18 protein-coding genes and 1 riboswitch are annotated in these 20,545 nt (G+C 68.9%); of the genes, 7 read left to right on the forward strand and 11 right to left on the reverse strand.

Annotated features, from left to right (window positions below):
• Positions 1-4: 4 nt before the first annotated feature.
• A complete protein-coding gene (locus tag ACLJRL_RS37600) occupies positions 5-838 on the reverse strand; it encodes a S1 family peptidase (RefSeq protein ID WP_410661157.1) in 834 nt (277 codons plus the stop codon).
• A 135-nt stretch (positions 839-973) separates the two neighbouring features.
• A complete protein-coding gene (locus ACLJRL_RS37605; RefSeq protein ID WP_410661158.1) occupies positions 974-1,354 on the reverse strand; it encodes a hypothetical protein in 381 nt (126 codons plus the stop codon).
• Between the two features lie 15 nt (positions 1,355-1,369).
• Here ACLJRL_RS37605 and ACLJRL_RS37610 point away from each other — a divergent pair, with 15 nt between their 5' ends.
• Together ACLJRL_RS37610 and ACLJRL_RS37615 are read left to right on the forward strand one after the other, a co-directional pair.
• Positions 1,370-1,786, forward strand: a complete 417-nt coding sequence (locus ACLJRL_RS37610) for a M15 family metallopeptidase (RefSeq protein WP_410661159.1) — start codon at positions 1,370-1,372, stop codon at positions 1,784-1,786.
• Positions 1,787-1,861: 75 nt separating this feature from the next.
• On the forward strand, positions 1,862-3,256 hold the full coding sequence (locus tag ACLJRL_RS37615) for a mycothione reductase (RefSeq protein ID WP_410661160.1): 1,395 nt from the start codon (positions 1,862-1,864) through the stop codon (positions 3,254-3,256).
• A gap of 86 nt (positions 3,257-3,342) precedes the next feature.
• Here ACLJRL_RS37615 and ACLJRL_RS37620 read toward each other — a convergent pair whose 3' ends face one another.
• Both ACLJRL_RS37620 and ACLJRL_RS37625 read right to left on the reverse strand, forming a co-directional pair.
• The gene (locus ACLJRL_RS37620) at positions 3,343-3,855 is read right to left on the reverse strand and encodes a hypothetical protein (protein WP_410661161.1); all 513 of its coding nucleotides are present in this window, start codon (positions 3,853-3,855) and stop codon (positions 3,343-3,345) included.
• Between the two features lie 55 nt (positions 3,856-3,910).
• Positions 3,911-5,158 carry a CynX/NimT family MFS transporter gene (locus tag ACLJRL_RS37625; RefSeq protein WP_410661221.1) on the reverse strand — a complete coding sequence of 416 codons (1,248 nt, stop codon included), beginning with the start codon at positions 5,156-5,158 and terminating at the stop codon, positions 3,911-3,913.
• 48 nt (positions 5,159-5,206) lie between these two features.
• Between ACLJRL_RS37625 and ACLJRL_RS37630 the strand changes: the two genes are divergently transcribed.
• The gene (locus tag ACLJRL_RS37630; protein ID WP_410661162.1) at positions 5,207-5,899 is read left to right on the forward strand and encodes a FadR/GntR family transcriptional regulator; all 693 of its coding nucleotides are present in this window, start codon (positions 5,207-5,209) and stop codon (positions 5,897-5,899) included.
• Positions 5,900-5,958: 59 nt separating this feature from the next.
• On the opposite strand, the gene map is transcribed toward ACLJRL_RS37630, so the two are convergent.
• The 6 genes from map to dxr all read right to left on the reverse strand — a co-directional run bounded on the left by map (position 5,959) and on the right by dxr (position 13,436).
• Positions 5,959-6,816, reverse strand: coding sequence for a type I methionyl aminopeptidase (map, locus tag ACLJRL_RS37635; RefSeq protein ID WP_410661163.1), 858 nt, complete (start codon positions 6,814-6,816; stop codon positions 5,959-5,961).
• A gap of 23 nt (positions 6,817-6,839) precedes the next feature.
• Positions 6,840-8,645, reverse strand: coding sequence for a penicillin-binding transpeptidase domain-containing protein (locus tag ACLJRL_RS37640; protein ID WP_410661164.1), 1,806 nt, complete (start codon positions 8,643-8,645; stop codon positions 6,840-6,842).
• Between the two features lie 62 nt (positions 8,646-8,707).
• Positions 8,708-9,562 carry a GNAT family N-acetyltransferase gene (locus ACLJRL_RS37645; protein ID WP_410661165.1) on the reverse strand — a complete coding sequence of 285 codons (855 nt, stop codon included), beginning with the start codon at positions 9,560-9,562 and terminating at the stop codon, positions 8,708-8,710.
• A gap of 154 nt (positions 9,563-9,716) precedes the next feature.
• A complete protein-coding gene (gene ispG, locus ACLJRL_RS37650) occupies positions 9,717-10,868 on the reverse strand; it encodes a flavodoxin-dependent (E)-4-hydroxy-3-methylbut-2-enyl-diphosphate synthase (protein WP_410661166.1) in 1,152 nt (383 codons plus the stop codon).
• 117 nt (positions 10,869-10,985) lie between these two features.
• On the reverse strand, positions 10,986-12,227 hold the full coding sequence (locus ACLJRL_RS37655) for a M50 family metallopeptidase (RefSeq protein ID WP_410661167.1): 1,242 nt from the start codon (positions 12,225-12,227) through the stop codon (positions 10,986-10,988).
• 3 nt (positions 12,228-12,230) lie between these two features.
• Positions 12,231-13,436 carry a 1-deoxy-D-xylulose-5-phosphate reductoisomerase gene (gene dxr, locus ACLJRL_RS37660; protein ID WP_410661168.1) on the reverse strand — a complete coding sequence of 402 codons (1,206 nt, stop codon included), beginning with the start codon at positions 13,434-13,436 and terminating at the stop codon, positions 12,231-12,233.
• A 95-nt stretch (positions 13,437-13,531) separates the two neighbouring features.
• On the opposite strand from dxr, the gene ACLJRL_RS37665 reads away from it, so the two are divergent.
• On the forward strand, positions 13,532-13,801 hold the full coding sequence (locus ACLJRL_RS37665) for a DUF2631 domain-containing protein (RefSeq protein WP_410661169.1): 270 nt from the start codon (positions 13,532-13,534) through the stop codon (positions 13,799-13,801).
• Between the two features lie 13 nt (positions 13,802-13,814).
• On the opposite strand, the gene ACLJRL_RS37670 is transcribed toward ACLJRL_RS37665, so the two are convergent.
• The gene (locus ACLJRL_RS37670) at positions 13,815-14,405 is read right to left on the reverse strand and encodes a hypothetical protein (protein ID WP_410661170.1); all 591 of its coding nucleotides are present in this window, start codon (positions 14,403-14,405) and stop codon (positions 13,815-13,817) included.
• Between the two features lie 117 nt (positions 14,406-14,522).
• Between ACLJRL_RS37670 and ACLJRL_RS37675 the strand changes: the two genes are divergently transcribed.
• The 3 genes from ACLJRL_RS37675 (at position 14,523) to ACLJRL_RS37685 (ending at position 20,494) form a co-directional block, all read left to right on the forward strand.
• The gene (locus ACLJRL_RS37675; protein WP_410661171.1) at positions 14,523-15,221 is read left to right on the forward strand and encodes a peptidylprolyl isomerase; all 699 of its coding nucleotides are present in this window, start codon (positions 14,523-14,525) and stop codon (positions 15,219-15,221) included.
• 119 nt (positions 15,222-15,340) lie between these two features.
• A riboswitch (S-adenosyl-L-homocysteine riboswitch) is annotated at positions 15,341-15,419 on the forward strand.
• Between the two features lie 17 nt (positions 15,420-15,436).
• On the forward strand, positions 15,437-19,045 hold the full coding sequence (gene metH / locus ACLJRL_RS37680; protein WP_410661172.1) for a methionine synthase: 3,609 nt from the start codon (positions 15,437-15,439) through the stop codon (positions 19,043-19,045).
• Positions 19,046-19,057: 12 nt separating this feature from the next.
• Positions 19,058-20,494 carry a PLP-dependent aminotransferase family protein gene (locus tag ACLJRL_RS37685; protein WP_410661173.1) on the forward strand — a complete coding sequence of 479 codons (1,437 nt, stop codon included), beginning with the start codon at positions 19,058-19,060 and terminating at the stop codon, positions 20,492-20,494.
• The last annotated feature ends 51 nt before the right edge of the window (positions 20,495-20,545 follow it).

The raw sequence follows: 20,545 nt of genomic DNA on the forward strand, positions 1-20,545 counted from the left end.
CCGATCAGCCGATCAGCCTGCGGTCGTTTTCCTTCGCGATCTCGTTCGCGTAGTGCGAGACGCGTGTGTAGACACCGGGTTTGCCCGCCCTCGCGCAGCCTTCGCCGAACGAGACGATCCCGATCAGCGTGTCCCCCACGACCAGCGGTCCGCCCGAGTCACCCTGGCAGGCGTCGACCCCGCCTTCGGGGTAGCCGGCGCACACCATGTCACTCGGGTCGTACCCGGAGTACGCGCCGCGGCAGGTCTGATCGCTCACCACCGGCACGTCCGCGCTGCGCAGGTAGTCCGAGCGCGCGCCGCCGTCGGCGACCCGGCCCCAGCCGAGCACTGTCGCCTTCGTGCCTTCGCGGTACAGGCCGGCGTCGCCGGAATCAGCGACCTTCGCCGGCCGGTACGGAAGCTGACCGCTGACCGTCATCACGGCGATGTCGTCACCCTTGCCGGGGTCGCCGCTGTAGTCCGGGCTCACCCAGATCCGCGAAACGCGCAGTTCCACGCCGTCCCGCGAGCGCTTGTCCTGTCGTCCCGCGACCACCCGGACGTCACCGCGCTTGACCGCCACCGCGCAATGCGCCGCCGTCGCGACCGTCGTGGAGCTGACGATCACCGCTCCGCAGTACTGGTTGCCGCCGCGATCGGCCAAGTAGACCGCGTAGGGGTACTGCGACACCGAAGCCTTGCCGCCGCCCACGATCCTCGGCTCGGCGACCTTGTCCGGTCCGCTCGCCGCGCTGTCGTCGGCCGACGCGGTGTTGACCGCGATCGGTACCAGGACGGCGGTCGCGAGCACCGCTCCGACCGCGAGCAGCAGGGTGCGACGTGACTTCTTCGGCATGTTCAATCCCTTCACCGGGGCGTACGTACGGCGCCGCGGCACTGCGCTTCCCTTCAAAACCCAGGGCTGTCGTTTGACTCCAGCGCGTACACAAGCGATCGCGAATACCCTAATCGGAGAAAGCCCGATGCGGTGTCACTGAAACGGGTGGACTCTGTACTCACTGAACGTATCTGTCACGCTGGACCCCGTGCGGATGATGGCAAGGGTTCTGACGGCTACGGCCTTCTTACTGCTGTCATGTTCCGCTGAAACCCCCGCACCGGCACCGTCCACATCGGCCATCGGCAGTGTCCCGCCGAAAACATCGCCGCCGCCACCTTCGACTTCCGTGGATCCGCCGCCCGCGCCGCGATGGCAGGTCGGCGCGAAGCCGCTTCCCTTGCGCCGTGACGGTTTCGGGCAGGTCCTGCCGACGTCCTCGCGCGCAGTACGTGGCAATCCGGCTGTCCGGTCAAAGCGGGCGATCTGCGCTATCTGACGTTGTCGTTCTGGGGTTTCGACGGCCGCGCGCATACCGGCGAAATGCTCGTGAACTCGTCAGTGGCGGACGCCGTCGCCGGGGTATTCGGGAAGCTGTTCGCCGCGAAGTTCCCGATCGAAGCAGTGGACGATCAAAGAGGGCGCGTGACGGCCCCCGCGGAGCTCACCGCTCCACCAACGGGTGACGGCAACAACACCACCGCGTTCGTCTGCCGCCCCGCACGCGGCCAGACGAACTGGTCCGCGCACGCCTACGGGCTCGCGATCGACGTCGACCCGTTCTGCAATCCGTATACCAAGGGTGACCTCGTCCTGCCCGAACTCGCGTCGGCGTACGTCGACCGGGCGAACCCGCGGCCGGGGATGATCACCGCCGGGGACCCGGCCGTGGCCGCCTTTACCGCGATCGGCTGGACCTGGACGAGCCCGAAGGACCGGATGCGTTTCAGCTCGAACGACCATTGACCGGGAACAACCGGTCCCCGTGACAAGTTGGCTAGAGTCGGAACCACCCCCGCTCCTGCCGTAAAGGAAAACAGCGTGCCCCACTACGACCTGGTGATCGTCGGTACCGGATCGGGTAACTCGATCCTCGACCCGCGTTTCGCGGACTGGAACACGGCGATCGTGGAGAAGGGCACGTTCGGCGGCACCTGCCTGAACGTGGGCTGCATCCCGACGAAGATGTTCGTGCACGCCGCCAACGTCGCGGCCACCCCCTCCTCGTCGGCGAAGTTCGGCGTCGACGAGGAGCTGACCGGGGTCCGCTGGCGCGACGTCCGCGACCGGATCTTCGGCCGGATCGACCCGATCGCCGCGGGCGGGCGCGAGTACCGCGTCAAGCACGAGGACAACAAGAACGTCACCGTGTACGAAGGCGAAGGCCGCTTCACCGGAACCAAGGAACTGCAGGTCAACTACTCCGACGGCCGTCCGGCCGAGACGATCACCGCAGACCGCTTCGTGCTCGCCGCGGGCGGGCGCCCGGTCGTCCCGGACGTCCCCGGCCTCGCCGAGACCGGCTACTTCACCTCGGACACCGTGATGCGGCTCGACGAACTGCCGTCGAGCATCGTGATCCTCGGCGGCGGCTACATCGCGGCCGAGTTCGCGCACGTCTTCGCCTCGTTCGGGGTACAGGTGACCGTGGTCAACCGGTCCGGCGCGCTGCTGCGGTCCGAGGACGACGACGTCAGCGCCCGGTTCACCGAGCTGGCCTCGCAGCGTTTCGACGTCCGGCTGGAGCGGAAGACCGTCCGCGCCCGCAAGACCGAAACCGGCGTCGCGCTCGACCTCGAGGGCCCGCAGGGCGCCGAGACAGTCGAGGCCGAGGTCCTGCTGGTCGCCACCGGCCGCACGCCGAACTCCGACCTCCTCGACGTCGCCGCCACCGGGGTGACCACGGGCGAGCGCGGGCACGTCGTGGTCGACGAGTACCAGCAGACGGTGGTCGAGGGGATCTACGCGCTCGGCGACCTCTCATCGGTCTTCGAGCTGAAGCACGTGGCGAACCACGAGCAGCGCGTCGTGCAGCACAACCTGCTGCACCCGGACGAGCGGATCGAATCCGACCACCGCTTCGTCCCGCACGCGGTGTTCACCTCGCCGCAGGTCGCGTCGGTCGGGCTGACCGAACGCGAGGCTCGCGAGCGCGGCGTTTCGTACGTGACTTCGCACCAGGACTACGCCGGTATCGCCTACGGCTGGGCGATGGAGGACACCACCGGTTTCGCGAAGCTGCTCGCCGACCCCGCCACCGGGCAGCTGCTGGGCGCGCACATCATCGGCCCGCAGGCGTCGTCGGTGATCCAGCCGCTGATCCAGGCGATGAGCTTCGGTCTCGACGCGAAGAGCATGGCCCGCGGCCAGTACTGGATCCACCCGGCGATGCCGGAACTCGTCGAGAACGCGCTGCTGAACCTGCCCCTGGACTGACTCCACAGCCCTCGGCCGAGTGCTATGAACGGCCCGTTACTTGCAAAATTTGCCAGTAACGGGCCGTTCATAGCGTTTCCGGTACCTCAGACGACGCGTTCGCAGCGGCGGGCACCGTTGCGCACCGCGAGTTCGCTCGCGTCGTGCATCGCGTTGTCCGAGACCACCATCAGGGCGTGCGAGCCGGCTCCCTCCCCCGAGAACCGCTCGCCCGCCTCGACGTACCGGCGGACGGCCGCCAGGAACTCCTCACGCGCCGACGCCGCGTTCCCCGGCATCGTGCGGACCCCCGTCGCCCCCTTGAGGACTTCCTTGGCGCCGTCCACCTTCGTCGCGATGTAGTGCCGCCACTTGCGCAGCTCCGTCGCGACGTCCCCCTCCGGGTCCGGCCAGTAGCGCTCGATCGCCGCCTGGCTGTCCGTCCCGACCTGCGCGCAGACGCGGTCCACGGCGCGGTAGAACTCGAACGGCGAGGACACCGGCGCGGCCCGCTCGGGCGCCACTCCGATGCACACCGCGGCGAAGCAGGCCAAAGCCGTCCCGATCGCCAGTTCCTCCACCACGCCGACCCCCAGAACCGAGTTTTTGAACAGGTTCAACTCACTCAGGCTAGGGCTCCGCCCGGCGTGGGGTCAAGAAGTTTTTTGAACGCGTTCAGACGAACCGGCGGCGGCCGGCGAGCGCACCGAAGGTCATCTGCGCGACGAACACCACGAGCATCATGATCCAGGGGACGGTCCAGGCGTGGGTGAGGTCGTGGAGCAGGCCGAACAGGAACGGCCCGACGGCCGCCATCAGGTAGCCGATGCCCTGCGCCATCCCGGAGAGCCGGGCGGTGTCCTCGCCGGTGCGCGCCCGCAGCGCGATCACCGTCAGCGCGAGCGAGAAGACGCTCATCCCGAGGCCGATCAGGATGCACCAGAGCAGCGGCGAGACGGTCGGGGCGACCATCATGCCCACCATTCCGGTGAAGCCGAAAACGCCCAGCCCGACGATCCAGGGACTCTGGCTGCGCTGCCGCGCGGCCATCGGCGCCACCACGAGACTGATCGGGACGGCGAGCAGCGACATCAGGCCGAGCAGCAGGCCGGAGTCGCCCTTGCTCACCCCGGCGTCGATCATGACCTCCGGCAGCCAGCCCATCACGACGTAGGCGAGAAACGCCTGAGTCCCGAAGAAAAGCGTGACCATCCACGCAAGCGGGCTCCGCATGAGCGATCGCCCGCTACCCTGCTTTCCTGCCTCGGGAACGGGCGCACGCCCCGTACCGCGGGCTGCGAGAATCCAGACGACCAGTGCGAGCACCGCCAGCACCGCCCAGACCCCGAGGCCTTGGCGCCAGCCGCCGAACGCGCTCTCCAAGGGAGGGGTGAGCGCTGACCCCAGGGCGCCCCCGCCCTGGAGAGCCGCGGTGTAGACGCCGGTCATCATGCCCACACGCGCCGGGAAGGAGTCCTTGATGACGACTGGGATCAGCACGTTCGCCAGTGCGATACCGGCCGTGGCCACCAGGGTTCCGCCGAGCACGACGAGCGGGCCGTCGATCACCCGGAGCACCAGGCCGACGGCGAGGACGGACAGCGCGGACGCGATCGCCGCGCCGACGCCGAACCGGCGCGCCAGTGCGGGCGCGGTGAGTCCGGCGGCCGCGAAGCAGAGGCCCGGGAGCGTGGTGAGCACGCCCGCCCAGGTCGCCGACGCACCGAGGTCGTCGCGGATCTCGCCGAGGATCGGGCCGACGCTGGTGATCGCCGGGCGCAGGTTGAACGCCACCAGTACCACCGCGACACCGAGCAGGACACCGCCGGTGATCACTCCAGGCCGCCACCGCGTTTCGATCGAGCCTTCGAGTTCAAGACGCTCATCGAACGGGGACACGGGATCCTGGGAGTCGACACGCACATCGGCTAGTGTCACATACATAGGATGATTGGATGAAGGGATATCGCTGTGCCATTGGCCACCACGCGCCGTGCCGGCCTGGTCGATCAGGTCATCGAGCAGCTGCGTGACGCCGTCACGCAGGGAGAATGGCCCATCGGGCAGCGGATTCCGACCGAGCCCGAGTTGGCCGGGCAGCTCGGAGTCGGCCGCAACACCGTCCGGGAAGCGGTGCGCGCGCTCGCGCACACGGGGCTGCTCGAAGTCCGGCAAGGCGACGGCACCTACGTGCGGGCGACGAGTGAGGTGTCGGGCGCGATCCGGCGCCTGTGCGGCTCGGAACTGCGCGAGGTGCTGCAGGTACGGCGCATCCTCGAGGTCGAGGGTGCCCGGCTCGCGGCGAGATCGCGGACCGAGGACGAAGTGACCGGGCTGCGCTCGCTGCTCGAACGCCGCAACGTCGAGCTGCGAGAACGTCGCTGGGAGGATTTCGCCCGCCTCGACGCGGAATTCCACTTCGCGGTCGTCCAAAGTGGACACAACACCTTGCTGACCGAGATGTACCGGGGACTCACCGAGGTGATCACGGCCAGCGTGGCCGCGACGTCGAACGTGACGCCGGGCGGGGAGTACCTGCCGGAGATCGGCCACGAGGGTCTCGCCGAGGCCATCGCCGACGGCGACGCGGACAGGGCCGCTTCCGAGGCGTGCGGTTTCCTCGACGAACTGCTCGCCCGGGTGGAGCAGGACGAGAGCGCGTAAGACGTAGAGAAGGGGCCCTTCACCGCATCTCATGCGGTGAAGGGCCCCTTCGTCTCACGTCAGGGCAGCGTAAGAATCTCGGCGCCGTTCTCGGTCACCACGAGGGTGTGCTCGAACTGGGCGGTCCACTTCTTGTCCTTGGTGGTGACGGTCCAGTCGTCGTCCCAGATGTCGTAGTCGATCGTCCCGAGGGTGATCATCGGCTCGATCGTGAAGGTCATGCCCTGCTCGATGATCGTGTCGACCGACGGCTCTTCGTAGTGCAGGACGGTCGGCGCGGTGTGGAACGCCGGGCCGACGCCGTGGCCGGTGAAGTCGCGCACGACGCCGTACTCGAACCGCTTCGCGTACGCCTCGATGACGCGGCCGATCACGTTGAGCTGCCTGCCCGGCCGGACGGCCTTGATGGCGCGCAGGGTCGCCTCACGCGTGCGCTCGACCAGCAGCCGCGCCTCCTCGGAGACGTCGCCCGCGAGGAACGTCGCGTTGGTGTCGCCGTGGACGCCGCCGATGAACGCGGTGACGTCGATGTTGCAGATGTCGCCGTCCTCGATCACCGTCGAGTCCGGGATGCCGTGACAGATCACCTCGTTGAGCGAGGTGCAGCACGACTTCGGGAAGCTGCGGTAGCCCAGCGTGGACGGGTACGCGTGGTTGTCCAGCAGGAACTCGTGGATCACCTTGTCGATGTCGTCCGTGGTCGCGCCGGGTTTGACGGCCTTGCCGCCCTCCTCGAGCGCCTGCGCGGCGATCCGGCTCGCGACGCGCATCGCCTCGATCACCTCGGGCGTGCGGACCCCGTCGCCCGTGTCGCGTTTCGGCGCCGGCCGGTCGACGTACTCGGGGCGGGCGATGCTGGCGGGGACGTCTCGCCTCGGCGTCTGGACGCCGGGCTTCAAGGGGGAACGAACGGACATGCGTCCAGCCTACGACCTGCCCGCTAGCCGAGCCCCGCCAGGAAGCGCTGAGCGGCTTCGACCGCCGGCTTGGACGTGCCCGCGTCGGTGAGCAGCACCGCGAAGGCCAGGTCACCGGTGTAGCCGACGAACCAGCCGTGCGAATGCGTCCCGTCGCCGAACTGGGCGGTGCCGGTCTTCCCGCGGACGTCGGGCAGGGGTTCGAGCAGCGTCGCCGTGCCGTCGGTGACGACCTCGCGCATCATCCCGCGGACGGCGTCGAGCACCTCCGGGCGAACGGCCTTACCGAGACCGGACGACGTCGCCGCCATCCCCCGCACCAGCGTCGGCACCGGGACCTTCCCCGACTGGACCGCCGCCGCGGCGACCGCCAAGCCGAACGGGCTGGTCACGACGGTCCCCTGGCCGAAACCGTTCTCCGCGCGCTGTGCGACGGAGTTCGCGGGCGGCACGGATCCGGTGATCGTGGTGAGTCCCGGGATGACGAAGTCGGCGCCGATGCCGAGGTCCCGCGCGGCGTCGGTCAGCGCGGCGGGCGGCAGGTCGGTCGAGAGCTTCGCGAACGTCGTGTTGCAGGACTTGGCGAACGCCCTGGACAGCGGGACGACACCGAGCGCGAACTTCCCCTCGTTCGGCACCGTCCGGTTCTCGAAGGTGGCCGTGCCGGGGCAGTCGACCGGGCTGCTCGCCTGCACCGAACCCGCCGAGAGCGCCGCGACGGCGGTGACGATCTTGAACGTGGATCCCGGCGGGAACCGGCCGCTGAGCGCGAGCGCGCCCTGCGCGTCGGCCGGGGCGTTCTGCGCGACGGCGAGGAGTTCGCCGGTCGACGGCTGGATCGCGACCAGCGCGGACGCCGTCGGGACCGGGGCCAGCGCCCGCTCCGCCGAGCCCTGCGCCTTCACGCTCAGCGTGCTGACGACGGCGGCGGCGGGTTTGGGGTGTTCGCTGTGCAGTTCGGCGATCTCGCCGCCGCTCGGGTCGAGCGTGACGACGCGCCAGCCCGCCGCGCCTTCCACCTGGCCCTCGACGAGCGAGCGCACGGCGGGCAGCACCTGCTTGCCGAAGTTCTTGTCGTCGGGCAGCAGCCTGTCCTGTTGACTGAACCGGACGCCGGGCAGGTCGTAGATCTCGGGTTTCACCTGTTGGTAGTCACTCGAGCGCAGGCTCACCACCGCGTAGCCGGCTCCAGGCTTGAGCGCCTTCACCCCGTCGCGGATGGACTGGCCGGTCACCGAGGGCTCGAACCGGTTGAGCGCCGCGCCGAGTTTGTCGGCGACGCTTCCCACGTCGCCGGCCTTCGCCGGGTCGAGCACCACGCCGACGACGGTCTGCGGGCGCAGCAACGGCAGGCCGTCGCGGTCCAGCACCGGGGCGAGGTCCGGCGGTTCGGATTTCAGCGCGATGGTCTGCTGCGTCGCCAGCTGAGGGTGGATGGCGGTGGGCAGCCAGCGCACCTTCCACCCGCTCTGGGTGGAATGCACCTGCGCGTCGGCCTTGTACGTCCAAGCGCGACCGCGCGGCAGGTTCCAGGTGACCTGATAGGTCGCCGTCCCGTCCTCGGCCCCGGACGAGTGCTGGACCTTCTTCTCGGCGACCTTGACCGACTCCGGGGAAAGCGCCTTCCGCGTCAGCTCCAGCGACGTCCGGGCGGCGTCCGGCGAATCGGTGAAGAAGGCAGCGGCGGCGGCGTCCCCGGAGATCATTCCGTCGAGGAAACCGTTGACGGCGTCTTCGGGCCCGGAATCGGCGAACAGGCCGCAGCCGGTGGCCGAAAGGGCCACCACCCCCGCGAGCACGACGACGGCGACACGACGACCTGCTGGCATGTACCGGATCCTGCCAGTTCGGGAGGGTTCCGACCGGACGCAACGCCGAACCGGGCCGTGTCCTAGAAGAGAACCGTCGCGTACTGCCCGACCTGCTGGAAGCCGATCCGGCGATAGGCGGCGAGCGCCGGGGTGTTGTAGGCGTTGACATACAGGCTCGCGGTGCGGCCCAGACCGCGGACGAGCCTGGTCACCACGGACGCCGTCCCGGCCGTGCCGAGGCCGCCGCCGCGCCGTTCCGGATGCACCCAGACACCCTGGATCTGGCCGACCGTGGAGGACATCGCGCCGATCTCGGCCTTGAAGACGACCTCACCGTCCTCGAACCGCGCGAACGCGCGTCCGCCGGCGATCAGTTCCGCGACGCGGGCGCGATAGCCGGCCCCGCCGTCACCACTGCGCGGGTCGACGCCGACCTCTTCGATGAACATGGCGATCGCGGCGGGCAGATACCTGTCGAGTTCTTCCGGCCGCACCGGGCGGACCAGCGGATCGGCGGCCACGGACGGGATCCCGTCCAGCGCCATCAGCGGCTGGTCGTGCCGGACTTCGCGGGCGGGGCCCCATTCCGGTTCGAGTTCGTCCCACAGCCCGAGGACCTGTTCGGACGGGCCGACCAGCGACGAGCAGCTCCTTTGACGGCGCAGCGCGCGATCGGCGAAGGAGCGCAACGAGGAGGCGTTGCCGCGCAAGGGGATCAGATTCGGCCCGGAGAAGCACAGCCCTTGGAGCCTGCCCGCCCGGACGGGACGCGAATCGGCGGCCCAGAGCTCACCACCGAGCCGCCAGGGGTCGAGACCCGCGGTCTCCACCCTGGCACTGATCATGCAGCTGCCGACCGGGTCCGCGGCGAGCGCCGCACGGACCGCCGGATAGTCCCGATCATCGAGCAGCCGTGCACCTGCAAGCCGCAACACCACTCCAGGGTGCCAGATGAGCGTCGTAAACGGAACGCAAGCTTCGCGACACGCTGAGACAACGTCGGCTGGTCAGGCCCCTCAAGTGAGATGAACGACCCGTTACTTGCAAAATTCGCAAGGAACGAGTCGTTCCTAGCATGGTCTCGACCACTCAGCCGACCGTGACGGTGGGCTCTCCCTCGCCGATGCTCTGGCCCGATTCCTCGGCGATCCGCATCGCCTCTTCGATCAGCGTCTCCACGATCGCGTGCTCGGGCACGGTCTTGATGACCTCGCCCTTGACGAAGATCTGGCCCTTGCCGTTGCCGGAAGCGACACCGAGGTCGGCCTCGCGAGCCTCACCGGGGCCGTTGACGACGCAGCCCATGACCGCGACGCGCAGCGGGATCTCCATGCCCTCGAGCCCGGCGGTGACCTGCTCGGCGAGCGTGTAGACGTCGACCTGCGCACGGCCGCACGACGGGCAGGACACGATCTCGAGCTTGCGCTCCTTGAGGTTCAGCGACTGCAGGATCTGGATCCCGACCTTGACCTCTTCCACCGGCGGCGCGGACAGCGAAACGCGGATGGTGTCGCCGATGCCCTGTCGCAGCAGCGCGCCGAAGGCCACGGCCGACTTGATGGTGCCCTGGAACGCGGGGCCCGCCTCGGTGACGCCGAGGTGCAGCGGGTAGTCGCACTGCTCGGCGAGGATCTCGTACGCGCGCACCATGACCACCGGGTCGTTGTGCTTCACGGAGATCTTGACATCGTAGAAGTCGTGCTCGGCGAACAGCGACGCCTCCCACAGCGCGGACTCGGCCAGCGCCTCCGGGGTCGCCTTGCCGTACTTGTCCATGATCCGCTTGTCCAGCGAACCCGCGTTGACCCCGATCCGGATCGGGGTGCCGTGGTCCTTCGCGGCCCTGGCGATCTCCTTGACCTGGTCGTCGAACTTGCGGATGTTGCCCGGATTCACCCGGACCGCCGCGCAGCCCGCCTCGATCGCGGCGAAGACGTACTTCGGCTGGAAGTGGATGTCGGCGATCACCGGGATCTGCGACTTCCTCGCGATGGCGGGCAGCGCCTCGGCGTCGTCCGCCGACGGGCAGGCGACGCGCACGATGTCACAGCCCGCAGCGGTCAGCTCGGCGATCTGCTGCAGCGTCGCGTTGACGTCGGAGGTGAGGGTGGTGGTCATCGACTGCACCGAAATCGGGTGCTCGCTCCCGACGCCGATCGACCCGACCTGCAGCTGTCGGGTCTTACGACGCTCGGAGAGGACGGGAGGAGGAAGCGCTGGCATACCTAGAGCGACAGTCACGTCTTCAGCGTACCTACCCCGATCGGCGGACACGCACGACGTCAGCCGTCACGGTGAGCAGCATTACCTGGGCAGCCCAACGGTGCTGACACTGCGCTCCGTAACCGCCCTTCCCCGTCACTGGAACAGCTTGACCGGATTCACGATGTCGGCGGTTACCGTGAGCAGTGTCACCGCGCCGCCGAGGAAGACCAGCACCATCGTGACCGCGGAAAGCTTCGTGTAGTCGACCGGACCACCCGCGGACTTACCGCGCATCTTCCGGAACCAGTCCCGCACCCGCTCGTACCAGACCACCGCGATATGCCCGCCGTCGAGCGGGAGCAGCGGCAGCAGGTTGAACACACCGATGAAGAAGTTCAGGCTCGCCAGCAGGAGAACGAAGATCTCCCACAGCCCGCGCTCGGCCGCCTCGCCGCCGATCACGCTGGCACCGACCACACTCACCGGGGTGTTCGGATCGCGCTCGCCACCGAAGATGGCCGAGACCACCGCCGGGATCCGCGACGGGAACTCGATCAGCCGCTGCGCCGTCTCGGAGAACATCGTGCCGGTGAAGGAGAAGGTCGCCCCGACCGCGTCGACCGGGCCGTAGGTCAGCATGCCGGGCGCGGTGTTCCGGACCGGCGAGGCGCCGATCATGCCGACGTCCTTGACCGTGGTGTTCTTGGAACCGTCGCTGACCAGGCGCTGCACCCGCGGCACATCGACGGTCAGGTTCAGCTGCTGTCCGTTGCGCTCGACCACGAACGGCGTCGGCCCGCCGGCGACCTGGACGGCCGCGAGCATGTCGCGCCAGGTCGGCGTCGGCTTGCCGGCGACGGACAGGACCTTGTCACCGGCCAGGATCCCGGCGGTCTTCGCCGGGGTCGGCGCGTCCGCCGGGCAGCTCGTGTCGTTGAGCTGCTCCATGGTGGTGGCCGCACGGGCACACGAAGTGGCGCTGATCACCGATTCGGTGGGCGCGGCCTGAGCGGCGGGGTTCGGCAGGCCCATGGTGACGGCCATCAGGTACAGGATGATGAACCCGAGGATGAAGTGCATCGCCGAGCCCGCCGACATGACGACGGTGCGCTTCCAGGTCTTGAAGCGCCACATCGCGCGCTTCGACTCTTCCGGGGTGACCTCGTCGAGCGCGGTCATGCCGGCGATGTCACAGAACCCGCCGAGCGGGATCCACTTCACGCCGTACTCGGTCTCGCCGCGGCGGAAGGAGAAAACGGTCGGCCCGAAGCCGACGAAGTAGCGCCGGACCTTCATGCCGAAGGCCTTGGCCGCCCACATGTGGCCGGCTTCGTGCAGCGCGACGGACAGGCAGATGCCCAGCGCGAACAGCACGATCCCGAAGATGAAGACCACGCGCTATTTCCCCTTAGCGATCATCGCACCGGCACGCGCGCGAGCCCATTGCTCGGCAGCTAGTACGTCATCCACGTCGCGAGGTTCGCGACGCCATTCGTCGGCGGCTTCCACCACCTGGGCAATAGTGTCCACAATCGAGGTGAAGCCGGTGTTCTGTGCCAGGAAGGCGGCCACCAGCTCCTCGTTCGCCGCGTTGTAGACGGCCGGGATGCAGCCGCCGACGGTTCCGGCGTGCCTGGCCAGCTCGACGGCGGGGAACGCCTCGTTGTCCAGCGGCTCGAACGTCCAGCTCGCGGGCTTGTCCCAGACGCACGCGGCCGCGGCGCCGGGGACGCGGTCCGGCCAGTGCAGGGCCAGCGCGATCGGCAGCCGCATGTCCGGCGGGCTGGCCTGGGCGATCGTCGACCCGTCCACGAAAGTCACCATCGAGTGAATGATCGACTGCGGGTGGACGACCACGTCGATGCGATCGGTCTCGATGTCGAAGAGGAGCTTCGCCTCGATCAGCTCCAGCCCCTTGTTGACCAGGGTGGACGAGTTGATCGTGATGAGCGGTCCCATCGACCAGGTCGGATGCGCCATCGCCTGCTCGATGGTGACGTCGGCCAGTTCGGCGCGCTTGCGGCCGCGGAAGGGGCCGCCGGACGCGGTGAGGACGAGCCTGGCGACCTCGGACTCTCGACCGGCGCGCAGGGCCTGGGCGATCGCGGAGTGCTCGGAGTCGACCGGGACGATCTGGCCGGGCTTGGCCGCGGCCAGGACCAGGGGCCCGCCCGCGATCAGCGACTCCTTGTTGGCGAGCGCGAGCGTGGCGCCGGTCGCCAGGGCACGCAGGGTCGGCGCGAGCCCCTGGGACCCCGGGAGCGCGTTGAGGACGACGTCGACCGGGACGGCGTCGATCATCGCGAGGACCGCGTCGGCTCCGGCGAAGATGCGCGGGAGCTTGAAGTCGCCGCTGGAGTAGCCGCGTTTCTGCGCCTCGGTGTACAGCGCGAGCTGCAGGTCTTCCACGGCTGTCGGCCTGCTGACGGCGACGGCGTCGACCTCGTGCGCCAGGGCCTGGGCGGCCAGCGCGGCGGGGTCGGAGCCGCCCGCGGCGATCCCGGCGACCCGGAACAGCTCCGGGTTGCGGGCCGCGACGTCGAGGGCCTGGGCGCCGACCGAACCGGTCGAACCGAGCACGAGCACACTTCGCGAGGTAGTCATCGGGGGTCATTGTCGCGCGGGCCCCGTCGGGCGTGTGCAGCCAGGTGTGGGATCATTCGCGGGCAAGCGAACCATCGGGTTTTGAGGAGTTGATCGTGGCGAGCAAGGCGGTCGAAAAGCGCGGCCGGGTGGGCGTCGACACCGTTGACCCCCGCGACGAGCCGTCGGCCGAGTGGGGCTGGCACGGCTCCTTCCCGAAGGCGACGCGGATCGCGGGCTGGCTGAGCGCGATCATCCTGCTGGTGATGCTGTACGGCAACCACCACGGCTGGACCGAGAACCTGTGGCTGATCGGCTTGGCCCTGACGCTCGTGTTCGGGCTGGTGCTGGACATCCGCAAGCAGCGCACCGCCTGGCGTAAGTAGTTCTTCCACGGCTCTACCGGCCCCCGTTCTCCTTCGAGGACGGGGGCCAGTTGCCGTCCTGGAGCCAAAGTTCGTTCACGATGACGACCGCGTCGGCGGCCTCGACCCCGTAGCGATGCCGGTATTTCGCCGCCGGACGCTGGACCGCCGCGGCGACGTCCCCGATGGTCGCGGTGTTCCACGAGCCGTTCGGGAAGAACTGCCGCATCACGCCGAGGAACTTGCCGGTCGCCCAGCCCGGGTCGGTCCGCTGCTCGAAGCTCCCCCAGCTCGCCCGCTGCTGGAAGAGCCCGACCGAGTCACCGAGGCCGCCGTCGAGGTTGGCGATACTCGACTCGACGATCACCGTGGCGATCGCGATGGCCGCAGCGCGCTCGTTGAGGCCCGATCTCTGGACGGATTCGACGACGGCTCTGGCGCACGAGGTGTTGTAGGGATTCATGTAGCCGCGCATCTTGGTGCCGAGTTGCTGGTTGAGCGCGCTCGCGGTGCCGCCGTCGTCGGCCGACGGGGCCTGTGAGCAGGGCAGGGCGACGTGGTCGACCTGGTCCGGCTGGATCTCCGAGAGGACGAGGGCGAGGGCGAAGTAAGCGGCGGTCAGCATGGGGGCGGCTCCAGGTCGTGAGTGATTTGGGTCGTTCTAACGGCCCGAATCACTCACGACCTCCGACTCGTGTGAACCGCTACCCGACGATCATCCTTTTGGGTTAGGTTCCCCCTCATGAAGCTTCGCTGGGGTGTCACCGCCGCCGTCTCCGCTCTCGCCGTCGTACTGCTGCCCGCCGTGTTCGTGCCCAGCGTGGCCTCGGCCGCACCTGCTCCGGCCGCTCCGGCGTCCTTGCCGATCGTGCGCTGTGAATTCACGCCGACCCCGGAGAACCCCGCGGCCCGTCCGGTGCTGCGTCCGCTCCCCTTCGCGCTGACCCGCGGCACCATCGACGTCACGTTCCGCTTCAACTACGGCCCCGTCACCGTGCGCCTGAACCGCGCCGGCGCCGCTCCTTGCGCCGCGCACAACCTGGCAAGCCTGGCCCTGCAGCGGTTCTACGACCACAGCCAGTGCTGGCGCCTGACGAACTCCGCGCGTCTCGGCGTGCTGCAGTGCGGCGACATCTACGAAGCCGAAAAGGGCGGGCCGGGCTACAAGTTCGCCGACGAGGTCGACGGCACCGAGACCTACGGGCGCGGCACCATCGCCATGGGCAACCAGGGCCCTGGGACCAACGGCAGCGAGTTCTTCATCGTGCACTCGTTCGCGAACATCCCGGCGAACTACTCGGTGATGGGCAAGGTCGTGCGCGGCATGGAGGTACTGGACCGGATCGTGGCCGCCGGGATCATCCCGACGGATCCGAACGGTCCTCAGGACGGGCTGCCCGCGAAGCCGGTGAAGATCCAGAAGGCGACCGTCGGGTTCTGAGTGCTCCCCTGACCAGCGAATCCCAGAATGCGGGAGCCGCTCAGCCGCGAATCCGCACCGTGCGGAGGCAGAGCAATTCAGACGAAGCGGCCCTGTACGGATCCGGTAAGCTGATCTGCAGAGTCGAGAGGCGCTGCAACGGACCACGGGGTCCGCCACGCTCGACCCCGGACATCACCGCAAGGGCGCCTCCCACCACATGGGAGGAGCGCTCAATGGAAACGACCGCCCTGCGAAAGCTGCTCGATGAGCGGATCGTCGTGCTCGACGGCGCGTGGGGGTCGATGCTCCAGAACGCCGGCCTCAAGCCCGAGGACTACCGCACCGAGCGGTTCCAGGATCACCCCCGCGACATCACCGGTGACCCGGACCTGCTGAACATCACCCGGCCGGACGTCGTCCTCGACATCCACCGCCAGTATCTCGACGCCGGGGCGGACATCACGACGACGAACACGTTCACCGCCACCACCATCGGCCAGGCGGACTACGGGCTCGAGGATCTCGCGTACGAGATGAACCTCCGCGGCGCCCAGATCGCGCGCCAGGCCGCGGACGCGGCGGGCGGGAAGTTCGTCGCCGGGTCCGTCGGGCCGCTGAACGTCACGTTGTCGCTGTCGCCCAAGGTCGAGGACCCGGCGTTCCGCGCCGTCACCTTCGACGAGGTCTACGCCTCCTACGCGGACCAGATCAAGGCGCTCGCCGAGGGCGGCGTCGATCTGCTGCTGATCGAGACGATCTTCGACACCCTCAACTGCAAGGCCGCGATCGCCGCCGCGCGCGACGTGGCGCCGCACCTGCCGCTGTGGATCTCGGTCACGATCGTCGACCTGAGCGGGCGGACGCTGTCCGGGCAGACGGTCGAGGCGTTCTGGAGTGCCATCGAGCACGCGGAACCTCTGCTGGTCGGCGTCAACTGTTCGCTGGGCGCCGAGGAAATGCGCCCGCATATCGCCGAACTGTCGAACCTCGCCGGCACCTACACCGCCTGTCACCCGAACGCGGGCCTGCCCAACGCCTTCGGCGGCTACGACCAGACGCCGGAGGAGACCGGCGGGCTGCTCGGCGACTTCGCCACGGCCGGGATGGTCAACGTCGTCGGCGGCTGCTGCGGCACGACTCCCGCGCATATCAAGGGAATCGCCGACGCCGTCCGCGGGATGCCGCCGCGATCCGTGCCGGATCCGCGCCCGAGCACCCGGTTCAGCGGGCTCGAGCCGTTCGAGATCGGCAAGGACACCGGGTTCGTCATGATCGGCGAGCGGACCAACGTCACCGGGTCCGCGAAGTTCCGGAAGCTGATCGAGGGCGACGACCACCAGGCCGCCGTCGACGTCGCGCTGGAGCAGGTCCGCGGCGGCGCGAACCTGCTGGACGTCAACATGGACGCCGACCTGCTCGACAGCGAAAAAGCGATGACCACGTTCCTCAACCTCATCGCCACCGAACCCGAGGTCGCCCGGCTGCCGATCATGATCGACAGCTCGCGCTGGACGGTGCTCGAGGCCGGGCTGAAATGCGTGCAGGGCAAGGGCGTCGTCAACTCCATCAGCCTCAAGGAAGGCGAGGAGCAGTTCCTCCAGCAGGCCCGGCGCATCCGCGACTACGGCGCGGGCGTGGTCGTGATGGCCTTCGACGAGAAGGGCCAGGCCGACACCGCCGACCGCAAGGTCTCGATCTGCGGGCGGGCCTACGATCTGCTCACCCAGCAGGCCGGTTTCGCCGCCGAGGACATCATCTTCGACCCGAACGTGCTCGCGGTCGCGACCGGTATCTCCGAGCACAACGGCTACGCCAAGGCGTTTCTCGAAGCGCTGCCGCGGATCAAGGAACGCTGCCCCGGCGTGCGTATCAGCGGCGGTATCTCGAACCTCTCGTTCTCCTTCCGCGGCAACAACGTCGTGCGCGAGGCGATGCACTCGGCCTTCCTGCTGTACGCGGTGCGTGCCGGGCTGGACATGGGCATCGTCAACGCCGGGCAGCTCGCGGTCTACGAGGACATCCCCAAGGATCTGCTGGAACTGGTCGAGGACGTCATCTTCGACCGCCGTGAAGACGCCACCGACAGGCTGGTCACGTTCGCGGAAACGGTCAACGGCAGGGGAACCCAGCGCGTCATCGACCTCTCCTGGCGGGAGAAGCCGGTCGCGGAACGGCTCAGCCACGCGCTGGTGCACGGGATCGTCGACTTCATCGAGGAGGACACCGAGGAGGCACGGCAGCAGCTGCCGCGTCCGCTCGAGGTCATCGAAGGTCCCCTGATGGACGGCATGAAGATCGTCGGCGACCTGTTCGGTTCCGGCAAGATGTTCCTGCCGCAGGTGGTCAAGAGCGCGCGGGTGATGAAGCGCTCGGTCGCCTACCTCGAGCCGTACATGGAGGCCGAGAAGGAGAAGGCGCGCCTCGAAGGCCGGGTCGAAACCCGCCAGGGCAACGGGAAGATCGTGCTGGCGACGGTCAAGGGCGACGTGCACGACATCGGCAAGAACATCGTCGGCGTCGTCCTCGGCTGCAACAACTACGAGGTGATCGACCTCGGCGTGATGGTCCAGACTTCGGTCATCCTGGACACCGCCGTCGCCGAAGGTGCCGACGCCGTCGGGCTTTCCGGCCTGATCACGCCGTCGCTGGACGAGATGGTCAACGTCGCCACGGAAATGCAGCGGCGCGGGCTGAAACTGCCGCTGCTGATCGGTGGTGCGACCACGTCGCGCCAGCACACCGCGGTCCGCATCGCGCCCGCCTACGACAAGACTACCGTGCACGTCCTCGACGCCTCACGCGTCGTCGGCGTCGTCGGTGACCTGCTCGACCCGAACCGTGCCGAGGTGCTCGACACGAACAACCGTGTCGACCAGGAGAAGCTGCGCGTGCAGCACGCGAACAAGCAGCGGACCCCGCTTCTCAAGGTCGAGCAAGCGAGGGCGAACCCGGAGAAGGTCTCGTTCGACGACGTCCCGACCCCGGCGTTCACCGGCGTCCGGTATGTCTCGCCGACGCTCACCGAGCTCCGCGAAATGATCGACTGGACCTTCCTCTTCCTGGCTTGGGAAGTGAAGGGCAAGTACCCGGCGATCCTGGAAAACCCGGTGGCCCGCGAGCTTTTCGACGACGCGAACACCCTGATGGACCAGATCATCGCGGAGGAGCGGTTCCAGGCCAAGGGCGCCTACGCGTTCTGGCCGGCGCATTCCGAAGGCGACGACATCATCCTAGAGTCGGGCCCGAACTTCCCGATGCTGCGCCAGCAGACCAAGAAACCGCTGGAGCGGCCGAACCGCTGCCTGTCCGACTACATCGCGCCGGCCGGTGCGGGCGATCACCTCGGCGGCTTCGCGGTCGCGATCCTCGGGGCCGAGGCCTTCTCGGCCGAGTTCGAGGCGCAGCAGGACGACTACCGCGCCATCATGGTGAAGGCGCTCGCGGACCGCCTCGCCGAGGCCTTCGCCGAGTACATCCACCTCCAGGCGCGGCGCGACTGGTTCGAGCCGGACGCCGAGCCGGTGCTGGAAGACCTGCACGCCGAACGCTTCCGCGGCATCCGCCCCGCGCTCGGCTACCCGGCCAGCCCGGACCACAGCGAGAAGCAGGAACTGTTCGACCTGCTCGACGCCGACCGGCTCGGGATGGCGCTGACCGAGTCCTACGCGATGATGCCGGCGGCGAGCGTGTCCGGGCTGATCTTCGCCCACCCCGACGCGAAGTACTTCACCGTCGGACGGCTGGGCAAGGACCAGGTCGAGGACTACGCCGTCCGCCGGGGCGTCGATCTGTCCACTGTGGAGCAGTGGCTGCGCCCGAACCTCGCCTACGAGCCCGAATGACACAATGATCAGGTGACTGCCGAGGGCTCGGATTTCCTGCAGCTGAACATCGGGGACGCGCCGCCGGGGCGCCGGTCGGACTGGCTGGCGTCGCGGTTGCGCCACGCCATCTCCGACGGGCGCCTGCCGGTCGGCAGCAGGCTGCCCGCGACCAGGGCCCTGGCCGCGGATCTGCAGGTCTCGCGCGGCGTGGTCACCGAGGCCTACCAGCGGCTGGTCGAAGACGGCCACGTCGCCGGGCGCGGCCGCGCGGGCACGGTGGTCGTCGCCGCACCCGCCCGGACGAAAGAACCGCCTGTCCCCGGGCCGCCGCCGGTCGGCACGGTCTTCCGTCCGGCACCCGGGATCGGTGTCTTCGACTCGTTGCGGTCGATCCCGGCGAGGATCGACCTGTCCCCCGGCGTCCCGGATCTGACGGCCTTCCCGAGGACGGCTTGGCTCCGCGCGGAACGCATCGTGCTCAACGACCTTTCGGCGGCGTCGTTCGGCTACGGCGACCCGCGCGGCGCCCCGGCGCTGCGGCTGGCCATCGCGCACTGGATCGCCCGCACGCGGGGCATCACCGTCGACGCCGACGACGTCCTGATCGTGGCCGGTGTCGCGCAAGGGCTCGGCTTGCTGGCGCAAGTCCTGTGCGACAACGGGATCTCGGAGATCGCCGTCGAGGACCCGAGTTCGCTGGGCGCGCGGCAGCACCTGCACGACCGGCGGCTGGGCACGCCACCGATCCGCGTCGACGACGAGGGGATCGACGTCGGGGAACTGGTCCGCGGCGGTGCGCCCGCCGTCCTGCTCACGCCCGCGCACCAGTTCCCGACCGGTGTCGTCCTCGGCGGGGAACGACGGCGCGAACTCATGCGCTGGGCCGCCGACGGCGGGCTGATCATCGAGGACGACTACGACGCCGAACACCGCTACGACCGCCCGCCGGTCCCCGCGCTGCGTTCGATGCTCGCCGAGCAGGTCTGTTACGCGGGCAGTGTGTCAAAGTGGCTCGCGCCCGCGCTGCGGGTCGGCTGGATGCTGGTGCCGTCGAGGTACCGGGCCGAGGTGGTCGCGGCCAAACGGTTCGCCGACCTGGGCAACGCCGTGCTGCCCCAGCTGGTCCTGGCGCATCTGATGGAATCCGGTGAGATGGAGCGGCAGCTGCGGTTCGTGCGCAAGCGGCACCGACGGCGGCGTGACGCGATGATCGACGCGCTCCGCGTCCATCTTCCGGACGCCGTCGTGCACGGCGCGGCGGCCGGGCTGCACCTGACGATCACCTTCGAGGCCGAGTTCTCGGACCTCGACTTCGCCGCCGCCGCGCTGGAGCAGGGCGTAAAGGTGCAGCCGCTGTCGTGGCACTGCCAGCGGCCGATGAACCCGGGACTCGTCCTCGGCTACGGCTCCAGCCCGGCGACCGACATCGCCGAAGGCATCGCCGTCCTGGGTCGCATCCGGCGCTAGCCACCTCCGCGTTTCGTCCTCTGGTTGCGGTGGTTCGACGGCGAACTACCG

It is taken from the genome of Amycolatopsis sp. lyj-112, from assembly GCF_046549055.1.
Classification (GTDB): domain Bacteria; phylum Actinomycetota; class Actinomycetes; order Mycobacteriales; family Pseudonocardiaceae; genus Amycolatopsis.

Excerpts from the sequence above, each read along its gene's own strand:
- ACLJRL_RS37600 (WP_410661157.1), bottom strand. The coding sequence starts at position 838 with ATGCCGAAGAAGTCACGTCGCACCCTGCTGCTCGCGGTCGGAGCGGTG.
- ACLJRL_RS37605 (WP_410661158.1), bottom strand. The coding sequence starts at position 1,354 with ATGCGCGCGGCCGTCGAAACCCCAGAACGACAACGTCAGATAGCGCAG.
- map (WP_410661163.1), bottom strand. The coding sequence starts at position 6,816 with ATGTCCGTTCGTTCCCCCTTGAAGCCCGGCGTCCAGACGCCGAGGCGA.
- ACLJRL_RS37640 (WP_410661164.1), bottom strand. The coding sequence starts at position 8,645 with ATGCCAGCAGGTCGTCGTGTCGCCGTCGTCGTGCTCGCGGGGGTGGTG.
- dxr (WP_410661168.1), bottom strand. The coding sequence starts at position 13,436 with ATGACTACCTCGCGAAGTGTGCTCGTGCTCGGTTCGACCGGTTCGGTC.
- ACLJRL_RS37670 (WP_410661170.1), bottom strand. The coding sequence starts at position 14,405 with ATGCTGACCGCCGCTTACTTCGCCCTCGCCCTCGTCCTCTCGGAGATC.
- ACLJRL_RS37675 (WP_410661171.1), top strand. The coding sequence starts at position 14,523 with ATGAAGCTTCGCTGGGGTGTCACCGCCGCCGTCTCCGCTCTCGCCGTC.
- metH (WP_410661172.1), top strand. The coding sequence starts at position 15,437 with ATGGAAACGACCGCCCTGCGAAAGCTGCTCGATGAGCGGATCGTCGTG.